23 protein-coding genes and 1 riboswitch are annotated in these 17,460 nt (G+C 66.7%); of the genes, 16 read left to right on the forward strand and 7 right to left on the reverse strand.

Going from position 1 to position 17,460, the window contains the following annotated elements; all coding sequences use genetic code 11:
• Positions 1 to 2: 2 nt before the first annotated feature.
• Positions 3 to 142: riboswitch (ZMP/ZTP riboswitch) on the reverse strand.
• 7 nt (positions 143 to 149) lie between these two features.
• The 3 genes from CON77_RS03815 to CON77_RS03825 all read right to left on the reverse strand — a co-directional run bounded on the left by CON77_RS03815 (position 150) and on the right by CON77_RS03825 (position 2,635).
• Positions 150 to 1,013 (reverse strand): lytic transglycosylase domain-containing protein, encoded by an 864-nt coding sequence (locus CON77_RS03815; protein WP_101047818.1) that lies wholly within the window; start codon positions 1,011 to 1,013, stop codon positions 150 to 152.
• A gap of 519 nt (positions 1,014 to 1,532) precedes the next feature.
• The gene (locus CON77_RS03820; RefSeq protein WP_101047819.1) at positions 1,533 to 1,967 is read right to left on the reverse strand and encodes a DUF1841 family protein; all 435 of its coding nucleotides are present in this window, start codon (positions 1,965 to 1,967) and stop codon (positions 1,533 to 1,535) included.
• 29 nt (positions 1,968 to 1,996) lie between these two features.
• Positions 1,997 to 2,635 (reverse strand): trimeric intracellular cation channel family protein, encoded by a 639-nt coding sequence (locus CON77_RS03825; RefSeq protein ID WP_101047820.1) that lies wholly within the window; start codon positions 2,633 to 2,635, stop codon positions 1,997 to 1,999.
• 40 nt (positions 2,636 to 2,675) lie between these two features.
• Between CON77_RS03825 and CON77_RS03830 the strand changes: the two genes are divergently transcribed.
• Together CON77_RS03830 and CON77_RS03835 are read left to right on the forward strand one after the other, a co-directional pair.
• Positions 2,676 to 3,446 (forward strand): sulfite exporter TauE/SafE family protein, encoded by a 771-nt coding sequence (locus CON77_RS03830; RefSeq protein ID WP_101047821.1) that lies wholly within the window; start codon positions 2,676 to 2,678, stop codon positions 3,444 to 3,446.
• 64 nt (positions 3,447 to 3,510) lie between these two features.
• A complete protein-coding gene (locus tag CON77_RS03835) occupies positions 3,511 to 3,966 on the forward strand; it encodes a MaoC family dehydratase (protein WP_101047822.1) in 456 nt (151 codons plus the stop codon).
• Positions 3,967 to 3,982: 16 nt separating this feature from the next.
• Here CON77_RS03835 and trmL read toward each other — a convergent pair whose 3' ends face one another.
• Positions 3,983 to 4,444, reverse strand: coding sequence for a tRNA (uridine(34)/cytosine(34)/5-carboxymethylaminomethyluridine(34)-2'-O)-methyltransferase TrmL (gene trmL / locus CON77_RS03840; protein ID WP_101047823.1), 462 nt, complete (start codon positions 4,442 to 4,444; stop codon positions 3,983 to 3,985).
• A 10-nt stretch (positions 4,445 to 4,454) separates the two neighbouring features.
• Positions 4,455 to 5,177, reverse strand: a complete 723-nt coding sequence (locus CON77_RS03845) for a ComF family protein (protein ID WP_101047824.1) — start codon at positions 5,175 to 5,177, stop codon at positions 4,455 to 4,457.
• Between the two features lie 40 nt (positions 5,178 to 5,217).
• Between CON77_RS03845 and CON77_RS03850 the strand changes: the two genes are divergently transcribed.
• From CON77_RS03850 to CON77_RS03880, 8 genes are all read left to right on the forward strand, one after another.
• A complete protein-coding gene (locus CON77_RS03850; RefSeq protein ID WP_101047825.1) occupies positions 5,218 to 6,150 on the forward strand; it encodes a methyltransferase domain-containing protein in 933 nt (310 codons plus the stop codon).
• A 149-nt stretch (positions 6,151 to 6,299) separates the two neighbouring features.
• Positions 6,300 to 6,794 carry a DUF2244 domain-containing protein gene (locus CON77_RS03855; RefSeq protein WP_101047837.1) on the forward strand — a complete coding sequence of 165 codons (495 nt, stop codon included), beginning with the start codon at positions 6,300 to 6,302 and terminating at the stop codon, positions 6,792 to 6,794.
• 90 nt (positions 6,795 to 6,884) lie between these two features.
• Positions 6,885 to 8,081 carry a cytochrome c oxidase subunit II gene (coxB, locus tag CON77_RS03860; RefSeq protein WP_101047826.1) on the forward strand — a complete coding sequence of 399 codons (1,197 nt, stop codon included), beginning with the start codon at positions 6,885 to 6,887 and terminating at the stop codon, positions 8,079 to 8,081.
• Positions 8,082 to 8,116: 35 nt separating this feature from the next.
• Entirely contained in the window at positions 8,117 to 9,736 is a 1,620-nt protein-coding gene (gene ctaD, locus CON77_RS03865; protein WP_101047827.1) for a cytochrome c oxidase subunit I, read from the forward strand.
• A 22-nt stretch (positions 9,737 to 9,758) separates the two neighbouring features.
• Positions 9,759 to 9,869, forward strand: a complete 111-nt coding sequence (locus CON77_RS15470; protein ID WP_232788393.1) for a cytochrome oxidase small assembly protein — start codon at positions 9,759 to 9,761, stop codon at positions 9,867 to 9,869.
• A gap of 5 nt (positions 9,870 to 9,874) precedes the next feature.
• Positions 9,875 to 10,486: a cytochrome c oxidase assembly protein gene (locus tag CON77_RS03870; protein ID WP_101047828.1), complete on the forward strand. Its 612-nt coding sequence runs from the start codon at positions 9,875 to 9,877 to the stop codon at positions 10,484 to 10,486.
• Complete coding sequence (locus CON77_RS03875) at positions 10,483 to 10,689, forward strand: DUF2970 domain-containing protein (protein WP_232788394.1); 207 nt, start codon at positions 10,483 to 10,485, stop codon at positions 10,687 to 10,689. The genes CON77_RS03870 and CON77_RS03875 overlap by 4 nt, the downstream gene beginning before the upstream one ends.
• A gap of 55 nt (positions 10,690 to 10,744) precedes the next feature.
• Positions 10,745 to 11,626 carry a cytochrome c oxidase subunit 3 gene (locus tag CON77_RS03880; protein WP_101047829.1) on the forward strand — a complete coding sequence of 294 codons (882 nt, stop codon included), beginning with the start codon at positions 10,745 to 10,747 and terminating at the stop codon, positions 11,624 to 11,626.
• A 105-nt stretch (positions 11,627 to 11,731) separates the two neighbouring features.
• On the opposite strand, the gene CON77_RS03885 is transcribed toward CON77_RS03880, so the two are convergent.
• Positions 11,732 to 11,956 carry a twin transmembrane helix small protein gene (locus CON77_RS03885; RefSeq protein ID WP_101047830.1) on the reverse strand — a complete coding sequence of 75 codons (225 nt, stop codon included), beginning with the start codon at positions 11,954 to 11,956 and terminating at the stop codon, positions 11,732 to 11,734.
• A gap of 15 nt (positions 11,957 to 11,971) precedes the next feature.
• Between CON77_RS03885 and CON77_RS03890 the strand changes: the two genes are divergently transcribed.
• The 5 genes from CON77_RS03890 to CON77_RS03910 are packed head-to-tail and all read left to right on the forward strand — an operon-like array spanning position 11,972 to position 16,052.
• Complete coding sequence (locus tag CON77_RS03890; protein WP_101047831.1) at positions 11,972 to 12,700, forward strand: SURF1 family protein; 729 nt, start codon at positions 11,972 to 11,974, stop codon at positions 12,698 to 12,700.
• On the forward strand, positions 12,657 to 13,382 hold the full coding sequence (locus CON77_RS03895; protein WP_101047832.1) for an SCO family protein: 726 nt from the start codon (positions 12,657 to 12,659) through the stop codon (positions 13,380 to 13,382). The genes CON77_RS03890 and CON77_RS03895 overlap by 44 nt, the downstream gene beginning before the upstream one ends.
• A 2-nt stretch (positions 13,383 to 13,384) precedes the next feature.
• Positions 13,385 to 14,536, forward strand: coding sequence for a COX15/CtaA family protein (locus CON77_RS03900; RefSeq protein WP_101047833.1), 1,152 nt, complete (start codon positions 13,385 to 13,387; stop codon positions 14,534 to 14,536).
• The gene (gene cyoE, locus CON77_RS03905) at positions 14,533 to 15,438 is read left to right on the forward strand and encodes a heme o synthase (protein ID WP_101047834.1); all 906 of its coding nucleotides are present in this window, start codon (positions 14,533 to 14,535) and stop codon (positions 15,436 to 15,438) included. Before CON77_RS03900 ends, cyoE begins: the two co-directional genes overlap by 4 nt.
• A 5-nt stretch (positions 15,439 to 15,443) precedes the next feature.
• The gene (locus CON77_RS03910; protein ID WP_101047835.1) at positions 15,444 to 16,052 is read left to right on the forward strand and encodes an SCO family protein; all 609 of its coding nucleotides are present in this window, start codon (positions 15,444 to 15,446) and stop codon (positions 16,050 to 16,052) included.
• 53 nt (positions 16,053 to 16,105) lie between these two features.
• Here the strand turns inward: CON77_RS03910 and CON77_RS03915 are convergent, their stop codons facing one another.
• On the reverse strand, positions 16,106 to 17,140 hold the full coding sequence (locus tag CON77_RS03915) for a CDP-6-deoxy-delta-3,4-glucoseen reductase (RefSeq protein ID WP_101047836.1): 1,035 nt from the start codon (positions 17,138 to 17,140) through the stop codon (positions 16,106 to 16,108).
• A 78-nt stretch (positions 17,141 to 17,218) separates the two neighbouring features.
• Between CON77_RS03915 and CON77_RS03920 the strand changes: the two genes are divergently transcribed.
• On the forward strand, positions 17,219 to 17,460 hold a 242-nt coding region (locus CON77_RS03920), incomplete at its 3' end, for an NAD-binding protein (protein ID WP_198552258.1).

Consider the following 17,460-nt stretch of genomic DNA (forward strand, 5'->3'; position numbering starts at 1 on the left):
CCAAGGGCTGCCCAGGCGAACGGCTCAGCGCCGCACCAGCGGTTGCCGGCAGGGCGGCGCGCTTCCCAGTGGTGAACCCACGTCAGTCCGTCATGGCCAGCCCCAAGGCTGACCGAACCTATCGCCAGTCGCGCGCGGGGCGGATTTTATCAGGAGGTTTTGGCCACCGGACCGATTTGGCTCGGCGCGGCTTCGGCTTCCAGGTCGCTGTCGTGCGGCAGGTTCGGAGCGGCCGGGGCCGTGGCGGGCGCCGCGGTGCGGCGCTGGTGGGCGGTGAAGGCCACGCGCTGGCCCTGGGCCACGCGCTGCAGGCGACCGTGTTCCGACAGCACCTTGTCGATGTAGTCCTGGCCGTCCGAGGTGATGGCACCGACGTAAAGGCGCAAGCCGCCTTCCACACTGCCGGCCTGGCGGATCGTGCCCTGCAGCACCTGGGCTCCCACGCGCAGGTTGCTCAGTGGATCGAAAGCGGCCCACTGGCCGCCAAAGTCCTCGTATTTGTCGGCGTGCACGCGGGTCATGACCTGCATCAGGCCCTGGGCGCCCACCGGGCTGGCGGCGAAGGGGTTGAACCGCGACTCGATGGCCATCACCGCCAGGATCAGCGTCGGGTCCAGGCGGGCGCGCACGCCCACTTCATAGGCTTCGGCCACCAGGGCGGCGATCGGTTCCTTGGCCACGCGGTACTTGCGGCTCAGCCAGTCGGCCACTTGGGCTTGCTGGCGCGGCAGGTCTTGCAGGTCGGCCGCGGTCACGCGGTCGATCGCGCTTGGGTCGGCCGGGATCTCGGCGCTGGCGCTCTGGCGCTCCATCAGCCAACCGAACAGTTGGCGTTCGGCGCTGTCGCGCAGTTGCGGCTGGCTCACGAGCAGCACCAGGCTGGCGGCGAGCAGCAGGCCCAGCAGGGCCATACCGTTGTGTGTCACGGAAACGAAGCCCTGGGCCACGTCTTTCAACGCGGTGCGGGTCGTCTGCAAAGCCCCGGACAAGCGGGGCAGGTTGGGCGCTGGCATAGCACTCTCCTTTCTGGGCACCGGGGTGGCCATGGGGCCGGGCGGTGCGAGATTGGGGGGTCGCCATCGACCACCACGCGGTGGTCAATCGGGCCGGTATCGGCGGCGTCTAAGGGTTCTCACGGATGAAAGTGGCGCGATATTAGGGGGCTCGTCATGCCAAGTCAATACTTTAGAAATTGTTTTTTATATTGAAAATTGAATTTAATGCCGACCCGTTCAGGGGGGGGTTCACGGTTTGTTGCAAAAAATCAATGGCCTTTTTCTGGGCGATTGGGGAAATTCAGTAGGCCATGGACCGTCGGCGCGGCTACACTGAAACCGTCTGAGGGTGGCACCACTTCAACCGCCCTCTCAGGCCACTGCCCGCCGTCCAGTCCGCTGGATAGCCTGGCATCTCAGAGGAAGCAATACCTTGCTTCCGACAGGGTGCGACATCCAACTCCACCTTGTCACACGGCACGAACTGGGTTCTGCCGAAGGCCCTGGCGGGTGCAGCCTGCCGGGGCCTTTTCGTTTTCAGCGTTGTGTGGCGCGTGCCCGGACCGCCTCGATGTAGGCTTGCCCGTCGGGTGGGCGCCCGCTGCGCTGGCTTTCCCAGAGCATGCGCCCCAGGCATTCCATCACCTGGTGGTGGGCTTCATGCACCGAATCCAGCCGCGCGGCCAGCAGTTCCACCGCCTGGCGTATGCCCGGGGGCTGGTCGATCGAGCATTGTTCGCTGATGCTCAGGTGCATGGACAGGTGCAGGAAGGGGTTGTCGCGCACCTCGGAGGCCTCGTGCATGCGGCGCAGGGCCGCGTCCACGTCCGCCAGCTCGGCGTGGTACTCGGGGTGGCGCTGTATCCATTCGTGGGCCAGCACCTCGATGGCTTCCATCGGCGCGGCTTGCTGGGCTTTGTCGTACACCGCGCAGAAAAAGCGGCGCACATCGGCTTGGGAGGGGGCAAACATGGGGGTCGATTCTCGCCGTTGCAGGGATTTCAGATGCGCCAGGCCGGCAGTGCCCAGTTGCGCCACAGGGCCAGGCCGCGCAGGCCGGCCGTCACCAGCACGCACACCAGCAGGGCCTGGCTGGGGGCGCCGCTGACCTGCCACCAGCCCACGTAGGCCCAGCCCCCGAGGAAGGCGCAGATGGCGTAGGGCCGGTGGTCGCGGAAGGCGCGCGGAATTTCGTTGCAGACCATGTCGCGCAGCACGCCGCCGAAGACGCCGGTGACCACGCCCATCAGCACCGCCACCAGCATGGGCGAGCCGCTGTGCAGGGCCTTGCTCACGCCGGCCGCGGCGAACAGGCCCAGGCCTAGGGCGTCGGGCCACTGCATGGCGCGTTCGGTCGGCTCGAAGTGGCGGTGGCGCAAAAACGCCATGGCCGTCACGGTCATGCCCATCAGGGCCCACAGCCAGTGCACATGGGCCACCCAAAAGAAGGGGCGCTGGTCCAGCAGCAGGTCGCGCAGGGTGCCGCCACCGAAGGCGGCCAGGAAGGTCACGGTGAAGACGCCCACAGCGTCCAGCCGTTTGCGGGCGCCTTCGAACAGGCCCGACAGGGCAAAGGCCAGTGTCGCCGCGACTTCCACCGACACGCGCAGCGTTTCGGCCCAGGGATTGAGGTCTTGCATGGCGCCGATGGTAGCGCTCCGGTACGATGCGGCCCCTGCCATGACGCTGTCCGCCTTCACCTTCACGCCCATCACCGACCCGGGCTTTTACGCCGTTGCCGTGCCGGCGGTGTTGCTCATGGGCGTCAGCAAAAGCGGTTTCGGCTCGGGGTTCGGCTCGCTGGCCGTGCCCCTGATGGCGCTGGCTGTGTCGGTGCCGCAGGCCGCGGCCATCCTGATGCCGCTGCTGTTTGTGATGGACGTGCTCGGCATGGCCGCGTTCCGCCAGGACCTGGACCGCCGCTTGCTGGCCTTCCTGTTGCCGTTTGCACTGATGGGCACGGCCCTGGGCACCGCCCTGTTCCGGGTGGTCGATCCGCGCGTGGTGGCCGGTGTGGTGGGGGTGGTCACCCTGCTCTTTCTGGCCCAGCGCCTGCTGTTTCCACCGCGCGCCGATGCGCCCCCGCCGCCGCGCTGGCTGGGGGCGGTGCTGACGGTCACCGCCGGTTTCACCAGTTTCGTGGCGCACGCCGGCGGGCCGCCGGTCAACGCCTACGTCCTGCCCTTGCGGCTCAAGCCGGTGGTCTTCACTGCCACCATGGCCTTCCTGTTTTTTGCGGTCAACCTGAGCAAGTGGCTGCCGTACGCCTGGCTGGGTTTGCTGGACACGCGCAACTTCGCCACCTCGCTGGTGCTGCTGCCCCTGGCCCCGCTGGGCGTGTGGGCGGGGGTGCGCATGGCCCGGCGCATCGATGCGCGCCTGTTCTACCGGCTGGTCTATGCCGGCATGTTCCTGACCGGCGTGAAACTGGTCTGGGACGGCTGGTTCTGAGCCGCACCGGGCGCTTGTCGCTGGCCGGACATGCGGGCCGCGGTGGCCGGCCTACAGTGGGGCCATGAAAATCTTTTCCACCCTCGACGAGTTGGCCGCCTGCGTTGGCCAGGACGTGGCCGTCAGCGACTGGCACGCAGTCACCCAGGCCCAGGTCCAGCAGTTTGCCGACGCCACTGGCGACCAGCAGTGGATCCATGTGGACCCGGAGCGGGCGCGCCAGGGGCCTTTTGGCGGGCCGATCGCGCACGGCTTTCTGACGCTGTCGCTGATGCCGCGCTTTCTGGAAACCGCCCTGCGCGTGGACGAGGTCCGCATGGGGGTGAATTACGGCCTGAACCGGGTGCGTTTCACCGCGCCGGTGCCGGTGGGCAGCCGCTTGCGCGCCCACCTGTTTTTGAAGGCTTGCGAGGCGATCGAGCCGCGTGGCCGCCAGATGACGTGGGACGTCAGCGTCGAGCGCGAAGGCAGCGACAAGCCGGTGTGCGTGGCCGAATTCGTGGCACGCAGCTACGCCTGAGGCGCTTGCGGCGGCTTCAGGCGAAGCCGTTCTGGCGCCAGGCTTCGTAGGCCACCACCGCCACCGCGTTCGACAGGTTCAGACTGCGTTGGCCAGCGCGCATGGGCAGGCGCAGGCGCTGGTCGGCGGGGAAGCGCTCGCGCAGCTCGGGGCGCAGGCCCTGGGTTTCCGAGCCGAACACCAGCCAGTCACCGGGCTGGAAGGCGACCTCGTGCACCGCGCGCGTGCCGCGGGTGGTCATGGCGAACAGGCGCTCGGGGTGGGGTGCCATGTCGCGCACAAACGTGTCCCAGTCGGCGTGGCGGCGCACCTCGGCGTACTCGTGGTAATCCAGACCGGCGCGGCGCATGTGCTTGTCGTCCATCGAAAAACCGAGCGGCTCGATCAGGTGCAGGCGGCAGCCGGTGTTGGCGCACAGGCGGATGACGTTGCCGGTGTTCGGCGGGATTTCGGGTTGAACCAGAACGATGTGGAACATGGGGCCGGGATTATTCCACGCTGCCCGGGGCTGGGGTGCGGGCGAACACCCAGGCGCTGACCGCGGCGGCACCGGCGTCCCGCAGGGCCTGGGCCGCGGCGGTCAGGGTGGCGCCGGTGGTCATCACGTCGTCCACCAGCAGCACGTGGCGCCCGGCCAGGCGCGGTCGGTGGGCCGGTGCCACGGCGAAGGCGTGGCGCGCGTGAACGAGCCGTTCGGCCCGGGGCAGGGTGTGGATCGGCGTGGTGGCGTCGGCACGCTGCAGCAGGTCGGCCACTGCCGGAGGTGCTTCGGGCACGCGCCGGCGCAGTTGTCGCACCAGTTCCCAGGCCTGGTTGTAGCCGCGCTCCAGCAGGCGCGGCAGCGGCAGCGGGATCGGCGCCACCCAGTCGGCTTGGGCCAGGGTGTCGCTGGCCTCTGGGTCCTGCAGCATCAGTTCGGCCAGCGTGCGCGCCCAAGCCGGCTCGCCGTGGAACTTGAATCGCTGCACCAGGCCGGTCCAGGGGTAGGTGTAATCCACCCGCGCGTGGCTGCGCCGCAGCGGGTGGCCGTGCCGGCCCTGGCAGCGGGTGCAGTGGCTCAGGCCCGGTGCCAGGGGCAGGGCGCAACCCGGGCAGCGCGGCAACACCCGTCCGTGGTCGTGGAGGCAGGCGGCACACACCGGGCGGCTGGGCCAGCCGGCGCAGATTTCGCAGGTGGCGGGCCATGACCAGCCGTCGAGCAGGGGGCGCATGTGGCGACTATACTGCGCCGGATTTGCGCCCCCCCATCCCATGGCTGTAGCCCCCGTCTCCCCCACCACCGTGCCTGCCCTGGACCCGACCGCGGCGGCGCGCTGGCGCGACCAGGCCCGCACCGCCAGCCCCTGGCTGAACGAGGAAATCGCGGCGCGCATGGCCGACCGCTTGGGTTGGATCCGCCAGCAGCCCCGGGATTGGGTGGATTGGGCCGCATCATGGGGTGGTTTGGACGCGCACCGACAGATCGCGGCGCGTTACCCGCAGGCCAAAGCCTGGCTGGCCGGTGAGCAGGCCGCGGCGGCCCGCACGGCGCTCTCGCCACCGGCCCCACGTGGCTGGGGTGCTTGGCTGCAGCGCTGGGCGGCCCCACCCACCGCCGGGCTGGCGTTGGTCGCCCCCGACGCCGCCGAACTGGCCGATCTGGTGTGGGCCAACATGGCCTTGCACCTGCATCCCGAGCCGTCCGCCTTGCTGGCGCGCTGGCGCGGCCTGTTGCGGGTCGGCGGCTTCGCGATGTTTTCCAGCCTCGGGCCCGACACCCTGATCGAGTTGCGGGCGGTGCACGAGCGCATGGGCTGGCCCGCGCCCATGGCGCCCTTGACCGACATGCACGACTGGGGCGACATGCTGGTCGAAACCGGTTTTGCCGAGCCCGTGGTGGACATGGAACGCATCACCCTGACCTATCCCAGTGCCGAACGCCTGTTGGCCGATTTGCGTGCCTGGGGGCGCAACCTCCACCAACAGCGGTGTGCGCACTGCCGCGGACCGGGTTACCGGCAGGCCTGGCTGGAGGCCGTCGAGCGTGAGCTGCCGCGCAACGCCGAGGGCCTGCTGACGGTGACCGTCGAGGTGGTGTACGGCCACGCCTTCAAGCCAGAGCCGCGCGTGCGCCTGGCGGCCAGCAGCGAGGTGTCGCTGCAGGATATGCGGGCCTTGTTGCGCCAGCCCCGCCCTGGCCACTGAGTGTCTGTCCCAGGCCCGGCTGCCGGGTCCAGCGGGTGTGTCAGCGATGTGGGGGAAAGCCCGGCTACAATTGACATAGATCAAGGCTCGGTGGGCGTCCGCAAGGTGTTGTCCCTGGGCCTTGCCTGTGTCTTGCCAAAGCCGTGCACGTGTCTTCCGTCGGTTCGCCTTACCGTTTGGCCACGGTGACCCCGCAAGGGGTGGGGTGGCTGCTCAAGCGCAATTGCTCGCTCTCGCCCGTGCAGTTGTTGCTCGCGTACGGCTTGCTGTCCGGGGTGTCGTTGGTGGTGGCGCTGGGGTTCTGGTTCCTCGGGGCGGTGATGGTCTTGCCATACACCGCGCTGGAGTTGCTGGCTCTAGCCGCAGCCTTCCTGTGGTATGCCAGGCATGCCGCGGACCAGGAGCGGATACACATCGGGCCTTCCAGCCTGGTGGTGGAGTGGGAGAGCGGTGGCCGTCTGCGCCGCCACGAATGGTCCAGGCATTGGGTCCGGGTCTTGCCGGACGTCTCGGGTCGGGGTCTGGTGGCCTTGCAGGTGGCGGGAAGCACGGTCCATGTGGGCCGCTACCTCCGGTCCGACCTGCGTGGGCAGCTGGCACGGGAAATTCGCCATGTCCTGCATGGCGCCCGAGATCGGGGCTAGGAATAGTCCGCGGCGTTTGGGTAGAAAATTTGGTGTAATCGGCGTTGATATAAATCAATGCTTATATTTGAGGCGAGAAAAGTGAGCACGATGAAGAAGTCAGGTCATTCGTTGCGCCGGCTGTGGGCCAGCGCCAAAGCCGCGGTAGGCACCGTGTCCCTGGGTGCCGCCGCCTGGGTTTCCACCGCGGCCCACGCGGTGGGCGACTTGCCCGGTGGTCCGGCGGTCAACCAGTTGAACTTCCACCCGCCGGTCACCAAAATCGCCGAAGAGCAGCATTGGCTGCACTGGTTCATGTTGGTGCTGTGCACGGTGATCTTCGTGCTGGTGTTCGGCGTGATGTTCTACTCCATCGTCAAGCACCGCAAATCGGTCGGTCACAAATCGCAGGAGCTGCCCGAGCCGATCTGGGTGGAACTGGGTTGGACCATCGTGCCCTTGCTGATCGTCATCGGCATGGCGCTGCCCGCCACCAAGGTGTTGGTGGCCCAAAAAGACACCACCAACAGCGACCTGACCATCAAGGTCACCGGCATGCAGTGGAAGTGGGGCTACGACTACATCAAGGGCGAGGGCGAGGGCATCGGCTTCCTGTCCACCCTGGACCAGAAGCAGCGCGTCATGTCCGACAGCGGCAAGCCCGAGGCGACCGACGACTACCTGCTGAAGGTGGACCACCCCATGGTTGTGCCCGTGGGCAAGAAGGTCCGTCTGATCACCACCGCCAACGACGTGATCCACTCCTTCATGGTGCCGTCTTTCGGCATCAAGCAGGACGCCATCCCCGGTTTCGTGCGCGACACCTGGTTCCGTGCCGAAAAAACCGGTGACTACTACGGTCAGTGCGTGGAACTGTGCGGCAAGGAACACGCCTACATGCCCATCCATGTGAAGGTGGTGACGGCCGAGGAATACACCGCCTGGGTGGATGGTCAGAAGAAGGCCATGGCCGCCAAGGCCGACGACCCGAACAAGGTCTGGGCCCTGACCGACCTCGTCAAGCGTGGCGAGTCTGTCTATGCAGCCAACTGTGCCGCCTGCCACCAGGCCAACGGCAAGGGCGCTGGCCCGATCAAGCCGCTGGACGGTTCGGCCATCGTGACCGATGCCGACCACCTGAAGATGACCCAGGTGCTGCTCAACGGCGCCGCCGGCGGTGCCATGCCGGCCTGGAAGCAGTTGTCCGACACGGAAATCGCTGCGGTCATGACTTACGCCAAGAACAGCTGGTCGAACAACACCCAGCAGCTGGTGCAACCGGCCCAAGTGCTGGCCGCGCGCAAGTGATCGGGCTTTGGAATTTTTGAAACGAGGAAAATGCCATGAGTGCAGTTCTTGATCACCACGACGCGCACGCGCACGATCATGACCACCACGCCCCCGCCGGGTGGCGTCGCTGGGTGCTGGCCACCAACCACAAGGACATCGGGACCCTGTACCTGCTGTTCAGCTTCGCCATGCTGATGATCGGCGGCGTGTTGGCCCTGTTGATCCGCGCCGAGTTGTTCCAGCCGGGCCTGCAGCTGGTCAACCCCGAGCTGTTCAACCAGTTCACCACCATGCACGGCATCATCATGGTGTTCGGTGCCATCATGCCGGCCTTCGTGGGCTTCGCCAACTGGATGCTGCCGCTGCAGATCGGCGCCTCCGACATGGCGTTCGCACGGATGAACAACTTCAGCTTCTGGCTGATGATTCCTGCGGCCATCATCATCGTGCTGTCGTTCTTCATGCCCGGTGGCGCCCCCGCCGCCGGCTGGACGCTGTACGCGCCGCTGACGCTGCAGATGGGGCCGTCCATGGACGCCGCCATCTTCGCGATGCACATCCTGGGCGCCTCGTCCATCATGGGCTCGATCAACATCATCGTCACCATCCTCAACATGCGCGCCCCGGGCATGACGCTGATGAAGATGCCGATGTTCGCTTGGACCTGGCTGATCACCGCCTACCTGCTGATCGCCGTGATGCCCGTGCTGGCCGGCGCCATCACCATGACGCTGACCGACCGCCACCTGGGTACCAGCTTCTTCAACCCCGCCGGCGGCGGTGACCCGGTGATGTACCAGCACATCTTCTGGTTCTTCGGCCACCCCGAGGTGTACATCATGATCCTGCCGGCCTTTGGCATAGTCAGCCAGGTCGTGCCCGCCTTCGCCCGCAAGAAGCTGTTCGGCTACGCCTCCATGGTGTACGCCACCGGCTCCATCGCCATCCTGTCCTTCGTCGTGTGGGCGCACCACATGTTCACCACCGGCATGCCGGTGACCGGCCAGCTGTTTTTCATGTACAGCACCATGCTGATCGCCGTGCCCACGGGCGTGAAGATCTTCAACTGGATCGCCACCATGTGGAAGGGTTCGATGACCTTCGAGACCCCGATGATGTGGGCCGTCGGCTTCATCTTCGTGTTCACCATGGGCGGTTTCACCGGTCTGATGCTGTCGATGGCCCCCATCGACATCAACTTCCAGGACACCTATTACGTGGTGGCCCACTTCCACTACGTGCTGGTCGCCGGCTCGCTGTTCGCCATGTTCTCGGGTGTGTACTATTGGCTGCCCAAGTGGACCGGCGTGATGTATTCCGAGACCCGCGGCAAGCTGCACTTCTGGTGGTCGATGATTTCTTTCAACATCACCTTCTTCCCGATGCACTTCCTGGGTCTGGCCGGCATGCCCCGCCGCTACGCCGACTACCCGATGCAGTTCGCCGATTTCAACGCCATCGCGTCCGTCGGTGCCTTCGCCTTCGGTCTGGCCCAGGTCTACTTCTTCCTGTTCGTGATCGTTCCGGCCATGCAAGGCAAGGGCGAAAAAGCGGTGCAGAAGCCTTGGGAAGGCGCTGAAGGTCTGGAATGGGAAGTGCCGTCGCCGGCTCCCCACCACACCTTCGAGAACCCGCCCAAGCTGGACGCCACCGCCACCAAGGTGATTGGCTGAGCCACAAAACACGGACCGCACCATGACGCCTGAACAAAGAAAGCAGAACGTGAAACTGGGCCTGATCCTGGCTTCGGTGGCGCTCGTCTTCCTGGCCGGTTTTGTGGGCAAGTTCGTGCTGTTTGGGAAGTGAGCCGCATGTCTTTGCGCAAGGAAAACCTCAAGGTGACCGGCAAGCTGGCCGTGATCGCCTTGGGCATGTTCGCCTTTGGCTACGCCCTGGTGCCGATTTACCGCGCGATCTGCGAGATGACCGGCATCAACGTGCTGGCGCTTTCGGAGCGCCAGGTGCCCGGCATGGGTCCGGTGCTGCCGGCCAACACCCAGGTGGACACCTCGCGCAAGGTCACGATCGAGTTCGACACCAACGTCCGTGGTCCCTGGGATTTCAAGCCCAAGGTCCGCTCTCTGGAGGTGCACCCCGGTGAACTGACCACCGTGATGTACGAGTTTCAGAACATCCAGAACCGGACGATGGCGGCTCAAGCCATCCCGAGTTACGCACCGCGGCAGGCGGCCAACCATTTCAGCAAGGTAGAGTGTTTCTGCTTCACGCAGTACACCCTGGCACCGGGCGAGAAAAAGGAGTGGCCGGTGGCGTTCATCATCGACCCCCGCCTGCCCAAGGATGTGAAAACCATCACCCTGTCCTACACCTTCTTCGAGGTGGGGGGCAAAACCCCGGCAGCGCCGACGGCTCAGTGGATGCCGAGTCCGTCTGCGGTGCCGGTACAGGCGAGCGCATCGTGAACACCCCCGTCCACCAACGCAAAGGCTCCCTGGGCGCCACGGTGAAAGCCGTGCTCTGGGGTTTCCTGGGCGTTCGCCGCCGCCAGGATTTCCAGGATGACATTGCCAAGCTCAACCCCATCCACCTGCTGGTGGTGGGCGTGGTGCTGGCCTTCCTGTTCGTGGCCACCCTGATGGGTGTCGTCTTCTGGGTGACCCGTTGATCGCCACGCAAGTACCACCATTCAATTCAACAAGCAAGCGCAAGTAGGAGTGAGCATGTCCGCAGCAACGCATGGCACAACGCCATACTATTTCGTCCCCGGGCTGTCCCGGCACCCGGTCATGTCGGCGATCGGCCTGTTCTTCGTGGCGCTGGGCGCGGGCCAGTGGATCAATGGCGTGAGCTGGGGCAAGTTCTCGGTCGCCTTCGGTCTGGCCTGGTGGCTGATCGTGCTCTACCAATGGTTCCGCGATGCCGTGGCCGAGAGCGAAGGCGGCATGTACGGCCGCAAGATCGACATCTCCTACCGCTGGAGCATGAGCTGGTTCATCTTTTCGGAGGTGATGTTCTTCGGCGCCTTCTTCACCGCGCTCTGGTGGGCCCGCACCCACTCGGTGCCGGCGCTGGGCAACATCGAGAACGCGCTGATCTGGCCGGACTTCAAGGCGATCTGGCCGTCGCTGCAAGCCGGTGTCACCGCCTCGCCGGCCGGCATCGTCGAGCCCTTCCAGTCGGTGGGGCCGTTCTGGCTGCCCACCATCAACACCGCGCTGCTGCTGACCTCGGGCGTGACCCTGACCATCGCCCACCACGCGATGCAGGACGGCAACCGCAGCAAGACCATCGCCTTCATGTGGCTGACCGTGCTGCTGGGTGTGGTGTTCCTGTTCGTGCAGGGCTACGAATACGCCCACGCCTACGCCGACCTGAACCTGAAGCTCACCTCCGGCATCTTCGGTTCCACTTTCTACATGCTGACCGGCTTCCACGGTTTCCACGTGTTCGTCGGCATGCTGATGCTGCTGTTCGTCACCCTGCGCCTGCAAAAGGGCCATTTCACCCCGGAACGCCACTTCGGTTTCGAAGGCGCTGCCTGGTACTGGCACTTCGTGGACGTGGTGTGGCTGGGCCTGTACATCCTTGTTTACTGGATGTGATCTGGCGTGCCACGCACGACAAAAAAGCGCCTGAGGGCGCTTTTTTGCTGGGTGCACGGGGGTGGTTGGGGTACCTGGCCCCATGCGGGGCTCTGTGCAGCCGTATCAGTGCGCTGGCAGGCCGGTGGGCTGGATCCAGCCCATCAGGTAGCTGAACAGGACGACCATGAACAGCAGCACCGACAGTCCGATGCGCAGGGTCAGGGCGCGCGCCATGCGGCGCGATTTGGCGTGGTCGGTCTGGGCGGATTCGCCGCGCATCATCGACACCAGCGCCACCGCCAAACTGCACAGGATGGCCACGAAGGCGAAGATCACAAGGTATTTCATGATGGGGATTATCCGATGAGCGCTGCCCGCCGGCGTCTGTGGGTGACCGTGGGGGCGGTGCTGGGGCTGGCGGTCACGTCGGCCCTGGGGGTGTGGCAGCTGGGGCGCGCCAGCGAAAAATCGGCCCTGTGGGCGCAGCGCGAGGCGCGCGAACACCTGGCCCCTTTGGGTTGGGACGATTTGCGCGTCGCCGCCGGCAGTGGCGAATGGGCCGCCTTGCACGACCGGCGCGTTCGGTTGCGTGGGCAGTGGCAGCACGCCGCCACGGTGTTTCTGGACAACCGGCCGATGAACGGCCGCACCGGTTTCATCGTGGTGACGCCCTTGCGCGCCGACAACGGCGCGACGCTGGCGGTGCAGCGCGGTTGGGTGCCGCGGCGCCTGGACGACCGCACCGCCTTGCCCCACTTGCCCGAGCCGGCCGGTTGGGTCGAGTTGACCGGCCGATTGGCCCCGCCACCGTCCAAGCTTTACGAGTTCGATGCCCAGGGACAGGGCCGTATCCGGCAAAATATCGACCTTGACGCCTACGGGGCGGAATGGTCCTTGCGCCTGTACCCCGTTTCGCTCCAGCAATCTGCCCCTCCCGGCGTGGCCGACGGCATGGACCGCGACTGGCCCAAAGTGGGCGCCGACGTTCACAAGCACTACGGTTACGCCTTCCAATGGTTTGGCCTGGGTGCGCTCATCACCGTTTTGTATGTCTGGTTCCACTTCATCGTCCCCCGGCGCCAGCGCGCCTGAGTCGCGCGCCGACAGCGTCGAACGCGACGAGCCCCTGACGCTCACCGTGCATTCGCTGCCGAACGCCAGCGCGGCGTCCACGCGCGACGCCGCCATGACCCGTTCCGGCCGCTGGAAGATGTTCCTGGTGTTGCTGGTCTGTGCCTCGCCGGTGATCGCCTCGTACTTCACCTACTACGTGATCCGGCCCGAGGGGCGGCGCAATTACGGCGAGCTGATCGACCCGCAGCGGCCCTTGCCGGCGCTGCAAGGCACCGATGCCCAGGGGCGGTCGGTGTCCTTGCAAAGCCTGAAGCAGCAGTGGCTGTTCATCAGCGTGGCCGACAGCGCCTGCGATGCACAGTGCGAACGGCACCTGTACCTCCAACACCAGCTGCGTGAAGGCCTGGGCAAGGAGCGCGACCGCATGGACTGGGTCTGGCTGCGCACGGGGTCGGGCGAACTCTCTGCCACGCTGCGCGAGGCCACCCAAACCGCGGTGGTGTTGCAGATGGACGCCGCCGCCCTGGCCCAGTGGCTGGAGCCCGCGCCCGGGCAGCAGCTCAAAGACCACCTCTACGTGGTCGATCCGCTGGGCAACTGGATGATGCGCTTCCCGGCGAACGCCGATCCGAAGCTGATGCGCAAGGACCTGGAGCGCCTGATCCGTGCCTCCGGCTTCTGGGACCGGGCGGGGCGCTGAGCATGGACGCGCAGGCTTTGTACGACTACAGCCCGGTGCTGCGGATGATGGGCCTGGGCCTGGTCATCGCGCTCGGGCCGCTGGCCTGGGTCTGGTTGCGCCAGCGCGGGGCCAGCAGCGGGCAACGCTTGGCCGCGCTGACGGCCCTGACGCTGTTTCTGACCTTCGACCTGGTGCTGTTCGGTGCCTTCACCCGGCTGACCGATTCCGGTCTGGGCTGCCCCGACTGGCCCGGCTGCTACGGCAGCGCCAGTCCGATCGGGGCGCACGCCGCCATCAGCAGCGCGCAGGCGGTTATGCCCACCGGTCCGGTGACTTGGTCCAAAGCCTGGGTGGAGATGGTCCACCGCTACCTGGCCACCGCGGTGGGGGTGCTGATTCTGGTGCTGGCGCTGGCCAGTTGGTGGCAGCGGCGGCGCAGCCAGGTCCACTGGGTGTGGCCCTGGGTGACGTTGGTGTGGGTGTGTCTGCAAGGGGCGTTTGGCGCCTGGACGGTGACCATGAAGCTGTTCCCGGCCATCGTCACCTTGCACCTGCTCGGCGGCCTGGGCCTGCTGGCGCTGCTGCGCGTGCAGGCGGTGCGCTACGGCCAGACGCTGGGCACGGCCGGGGGCGCGGCGGCTTACGGGGCCAGCACCCGGCGCGCCCTGTGGTGGGTCTTCGGTCTGCTGTGCGTGCAGATTGCCCTGGGGGGCTGGGTCAGCACCAACTACGCCGTGCTGGCCTGCCGCGATTTCCCCACCTGTCAGGGCAGCTGGTGGCCGGTCATGGACTTCGCCCGCGGTTTTGAATGGTGGCGCGAACTGGGCCAGCAGGGCTCGGGCGAGGCCATCACGTTTGCGGCGCTGACCGCGATCCACTACACCCACCGGCTGATGGCCTACCTGGTGCTGGCGGCGCTGGTGGCGCTGGCCTGGCACTTCCGCCGGCAGGGGCAACTGCGCCAGACCCGCTGGCTGTGGGCGCTGGCCGGATGGCAGCTCTTGACCGGACTGTCGAACGTGGTGCTGGAGTGGCCGCTGGTGGCCGCGGTCGCGCACACCGGGGGCGCGGCCGCCCTGGTCGTGGCCCTGACCGGTTGGCTGGCCGAAGCCCATCCACCCACCCTGGCCCGGAACGCGGCGCCTTCGAACCCCAAGGGACATCCCGCATGAGCACCGCCGACACGACCTTGTCCACCCCCTTGCCGCCCACCTGGCGGCAGTTCTACGCGCTGATGAAGCCGCGCGTCATCCAGCTGATCGTGTTTTGCGCGCTCATCGGCATGGTGCTGGCGGTGCCCGGCCTGCCCACCGGGGAGCAGGTGGTGCTGGCCGCGGTAGCCTGCTTCGGCATCTGGCTGGTGGCGGGAGCCGCCGCCGCCTTCAACTGCGTGGTGGAGCAGCACATCGACGCCAAGATGAAGCGCACCGCCTGGCGCCCGACCGCCAAGGGCGAGCTCACCAACCGCCAGACGCTGACGTTTTCGGCCATCCTCTGCGGCATCGGTTCGGTCGTCCTGTACGTGTGGGTGAACCCGCTGACGATGTGGCTGACCTTCGCCACCTTCGTCGGCTACGCCATCATTTACACGGTGGTGCTCAAGCCACTGACGCCGCAGAACATCGTGATCGGGGGCGCGTCCGGGGCCATGCCACCGGTGCTGGGCTGGGCCGCCATGGCCGACACCGTCACGCCCGAAGCCCTGGTGCTGTTCCTGATCATCTTCCTCTGGACACCGCCGCACTTCTGGGCGCTGGCCCTGTACCGGGTGGAGGACTACCGCAAATCCGGCCTGCCGATGTTGCCGGTGACGCACGGCTCGGCCTTCACCCGCTTGCAGATCCTGCTGTACACGCTGATTCTGTTCGCCGCCTGCCTGCTGCCTTTCATGCTGAAAATGAACGGCTGGCTCTACCTGGCGGTGGCGGTGGCCCTGAGCGTGGGCTTCACCGGCTATGCCTGGGCCTTGTGGCGCGACTATTCCGACCAACTGGCGCGCAAGACCTTCCGTTTTTCCCTGATCCACCTGTCGCTGCTGTTCGCGGCCATGTTGGTGGACCATTACCTGGTGTGACGGCGATGCGTGCGACGACTTTCCTCCAACGAAGGAACTGGTTTTCTGTGGTGGCGGCGGTCTGCCTGGCCGCGGGGCTGGCGGGGTGCGGCGAGAAACCGGCGTTTTCCGGCATCGACATCACCGGGGCCGACTACGCCACCGGCTTCGACCTGACCGACCACAACGGCCAGCGCCGCACCCTGAAGGATTTCCAGGGCAAGGTGGCGGTGGTGTTTTTCGGCTACACCCAGTGCCCGGACGTGTGCCCCACCTCGCTCGGCGAGCTGGCCCAGGCCAAGGCCTTGCTGGGCGCCGACGGGGACAAATTGCAGGGCCTGTTCATCAGCGTGGACCCAGCGCGCGACACGCCCGAGATCATGAAGGCCTACATGGCCAACTTCGACCCGACCTTCCTGGCGCTGTACGCCGCGGCCGATGCCTTGCCGGCGCTGGCTCAGTCGTACAAGGTGTACTACAAGAAGGTCGAGGGCAAGACCCCGACCAGCTACACCATGGACCACTCGGCCGGCAGCTATGTGTACGACACGCAGGGTCGCATCCGGCTCTACCACCGCTACGGCAGCGGCGCCCAGGCCCTGGCGGGCGACGTCAAGCGCCTGCTGGCAGAGTGATGGATTGAGGCCCCACCTGCCGGCCCAGGCTGGGGGCTGGCGGGGGCGGGGGTTCAGGCGCCCAGCTTGTCTTTTTCCGAGGTGAACGAGTCGGCGTAGAACTCCTCCGGCGGCAGGCCCGCCGCCACGTAGTCGCGCTGGGCCGACTCCACCACGATGGGCGCGCCGCAGGCGTAGACCTGGTGGCCGGACAGGTCGGGGGTGTCCTGCAGCACGGCCTGGTGGACGAAGCCGCTGCGCCCGGTCCAGCCGTCTTCGGGCAGCGCGTCGGACACCACCGGCACGTAACGCAGGTTCGGCATGGCGGCGCATTGCGCTTCCACCCAGGCGTTCTGGTACAGGTCGGCCGGGCGGCGGCCGCCCCAGTACAGCGTGGCCGGGCGGGTGATGCCGCGGTGCTGCATGTGCTCGATCAGCGCTTTGATGGGGGCAAAACCGGTGCCCGAGGCCAGCAGCACGATGGGTTTGTCGCTGTCTTCGCGCAGGTAGAAGCTGCCGAACGGGCCTTCGATGCGCTGGATTTCCTTTTCTTTCATGGCACCGAAGACGTGGTCGGTGAACTTGCCACCGGGCATGTGGCGGATGTGCAGCTCCATGCTGGGGCCTTCGGCCTGGCGGTGCGGGGCGGTGGCCATGGAGTAGCTGCGGCGGGCACCGTCGCGCAGCAGGAATTCGACGTACTGGCCAGCGTGGTACTGGAAGGTGTCGCTGGCCGGGAGTTGCAGCTTGAGCACGATGACGTCGTGCGAGACCTTTTCCAGGCTGGTGACGCGCACCGGCATTTTCTTGATCGGGAAGGCGCCGGCCTCGGTCACCTGTTTCGATTCCAGCACCACGTCGCTGGTGGGGGTGGCGCAGCAGGTCAGCACGAAGCCGGCGGCTTCTTCCTCGGCCGACAAGGCCTTGCTCTGGTGGGTGCCGTGGACCACGCTGCCTTCGAGTTTCTTGCACTTGCAGGAGCCGCAGGCACCGTCCTTGCAGCCGTAGGGCAGGCCGATGCCCTGGCGGATGCCCGCGGCCAGGATGGCCTCGTCGGCGTTGGCGGAGAAGGTGCGCCCGCTGGGCTGGACGGTGATCTGGAATGTCATACTGTCTGCAATGGTGCGGGCGCCCTGTGCGCCCGTGAGCCGTGGATTTTCTCAAATTTGCGAGGACGCATGGTCTGGATGGGTGCTTTGCCGGCGCGGTTCCGCCGCGAACGGGTGTTGGTGGTGGGCTGCGGCGACGTCGGCTTGCGCAGTGTGCGCGAATTGGGGGCAGGGCGGCGTGCGCGCGTGTTGGCGCTGACCTCGTCGCCCGAACGGGTGCCGGCGCTGCGCGGGGCGGGTGTCACGCCTTTGCGTGGCGACCTGGACGACCCGCGCAGCCTGCAGCGCCTGGCGGGGCTGGCGACGCGGGTGCTGCACCT

The sequence above is a fragment of the Macromonas nakdongensis genome (assembly GCF_002837145.1).
Lineage (GTDB): Bacteria > Pseudomonadota > Gammaproteobacteria > Burkholderiales > Burkholderiaceae_C > Macromonas_B > Macromonas_B nakdongensis.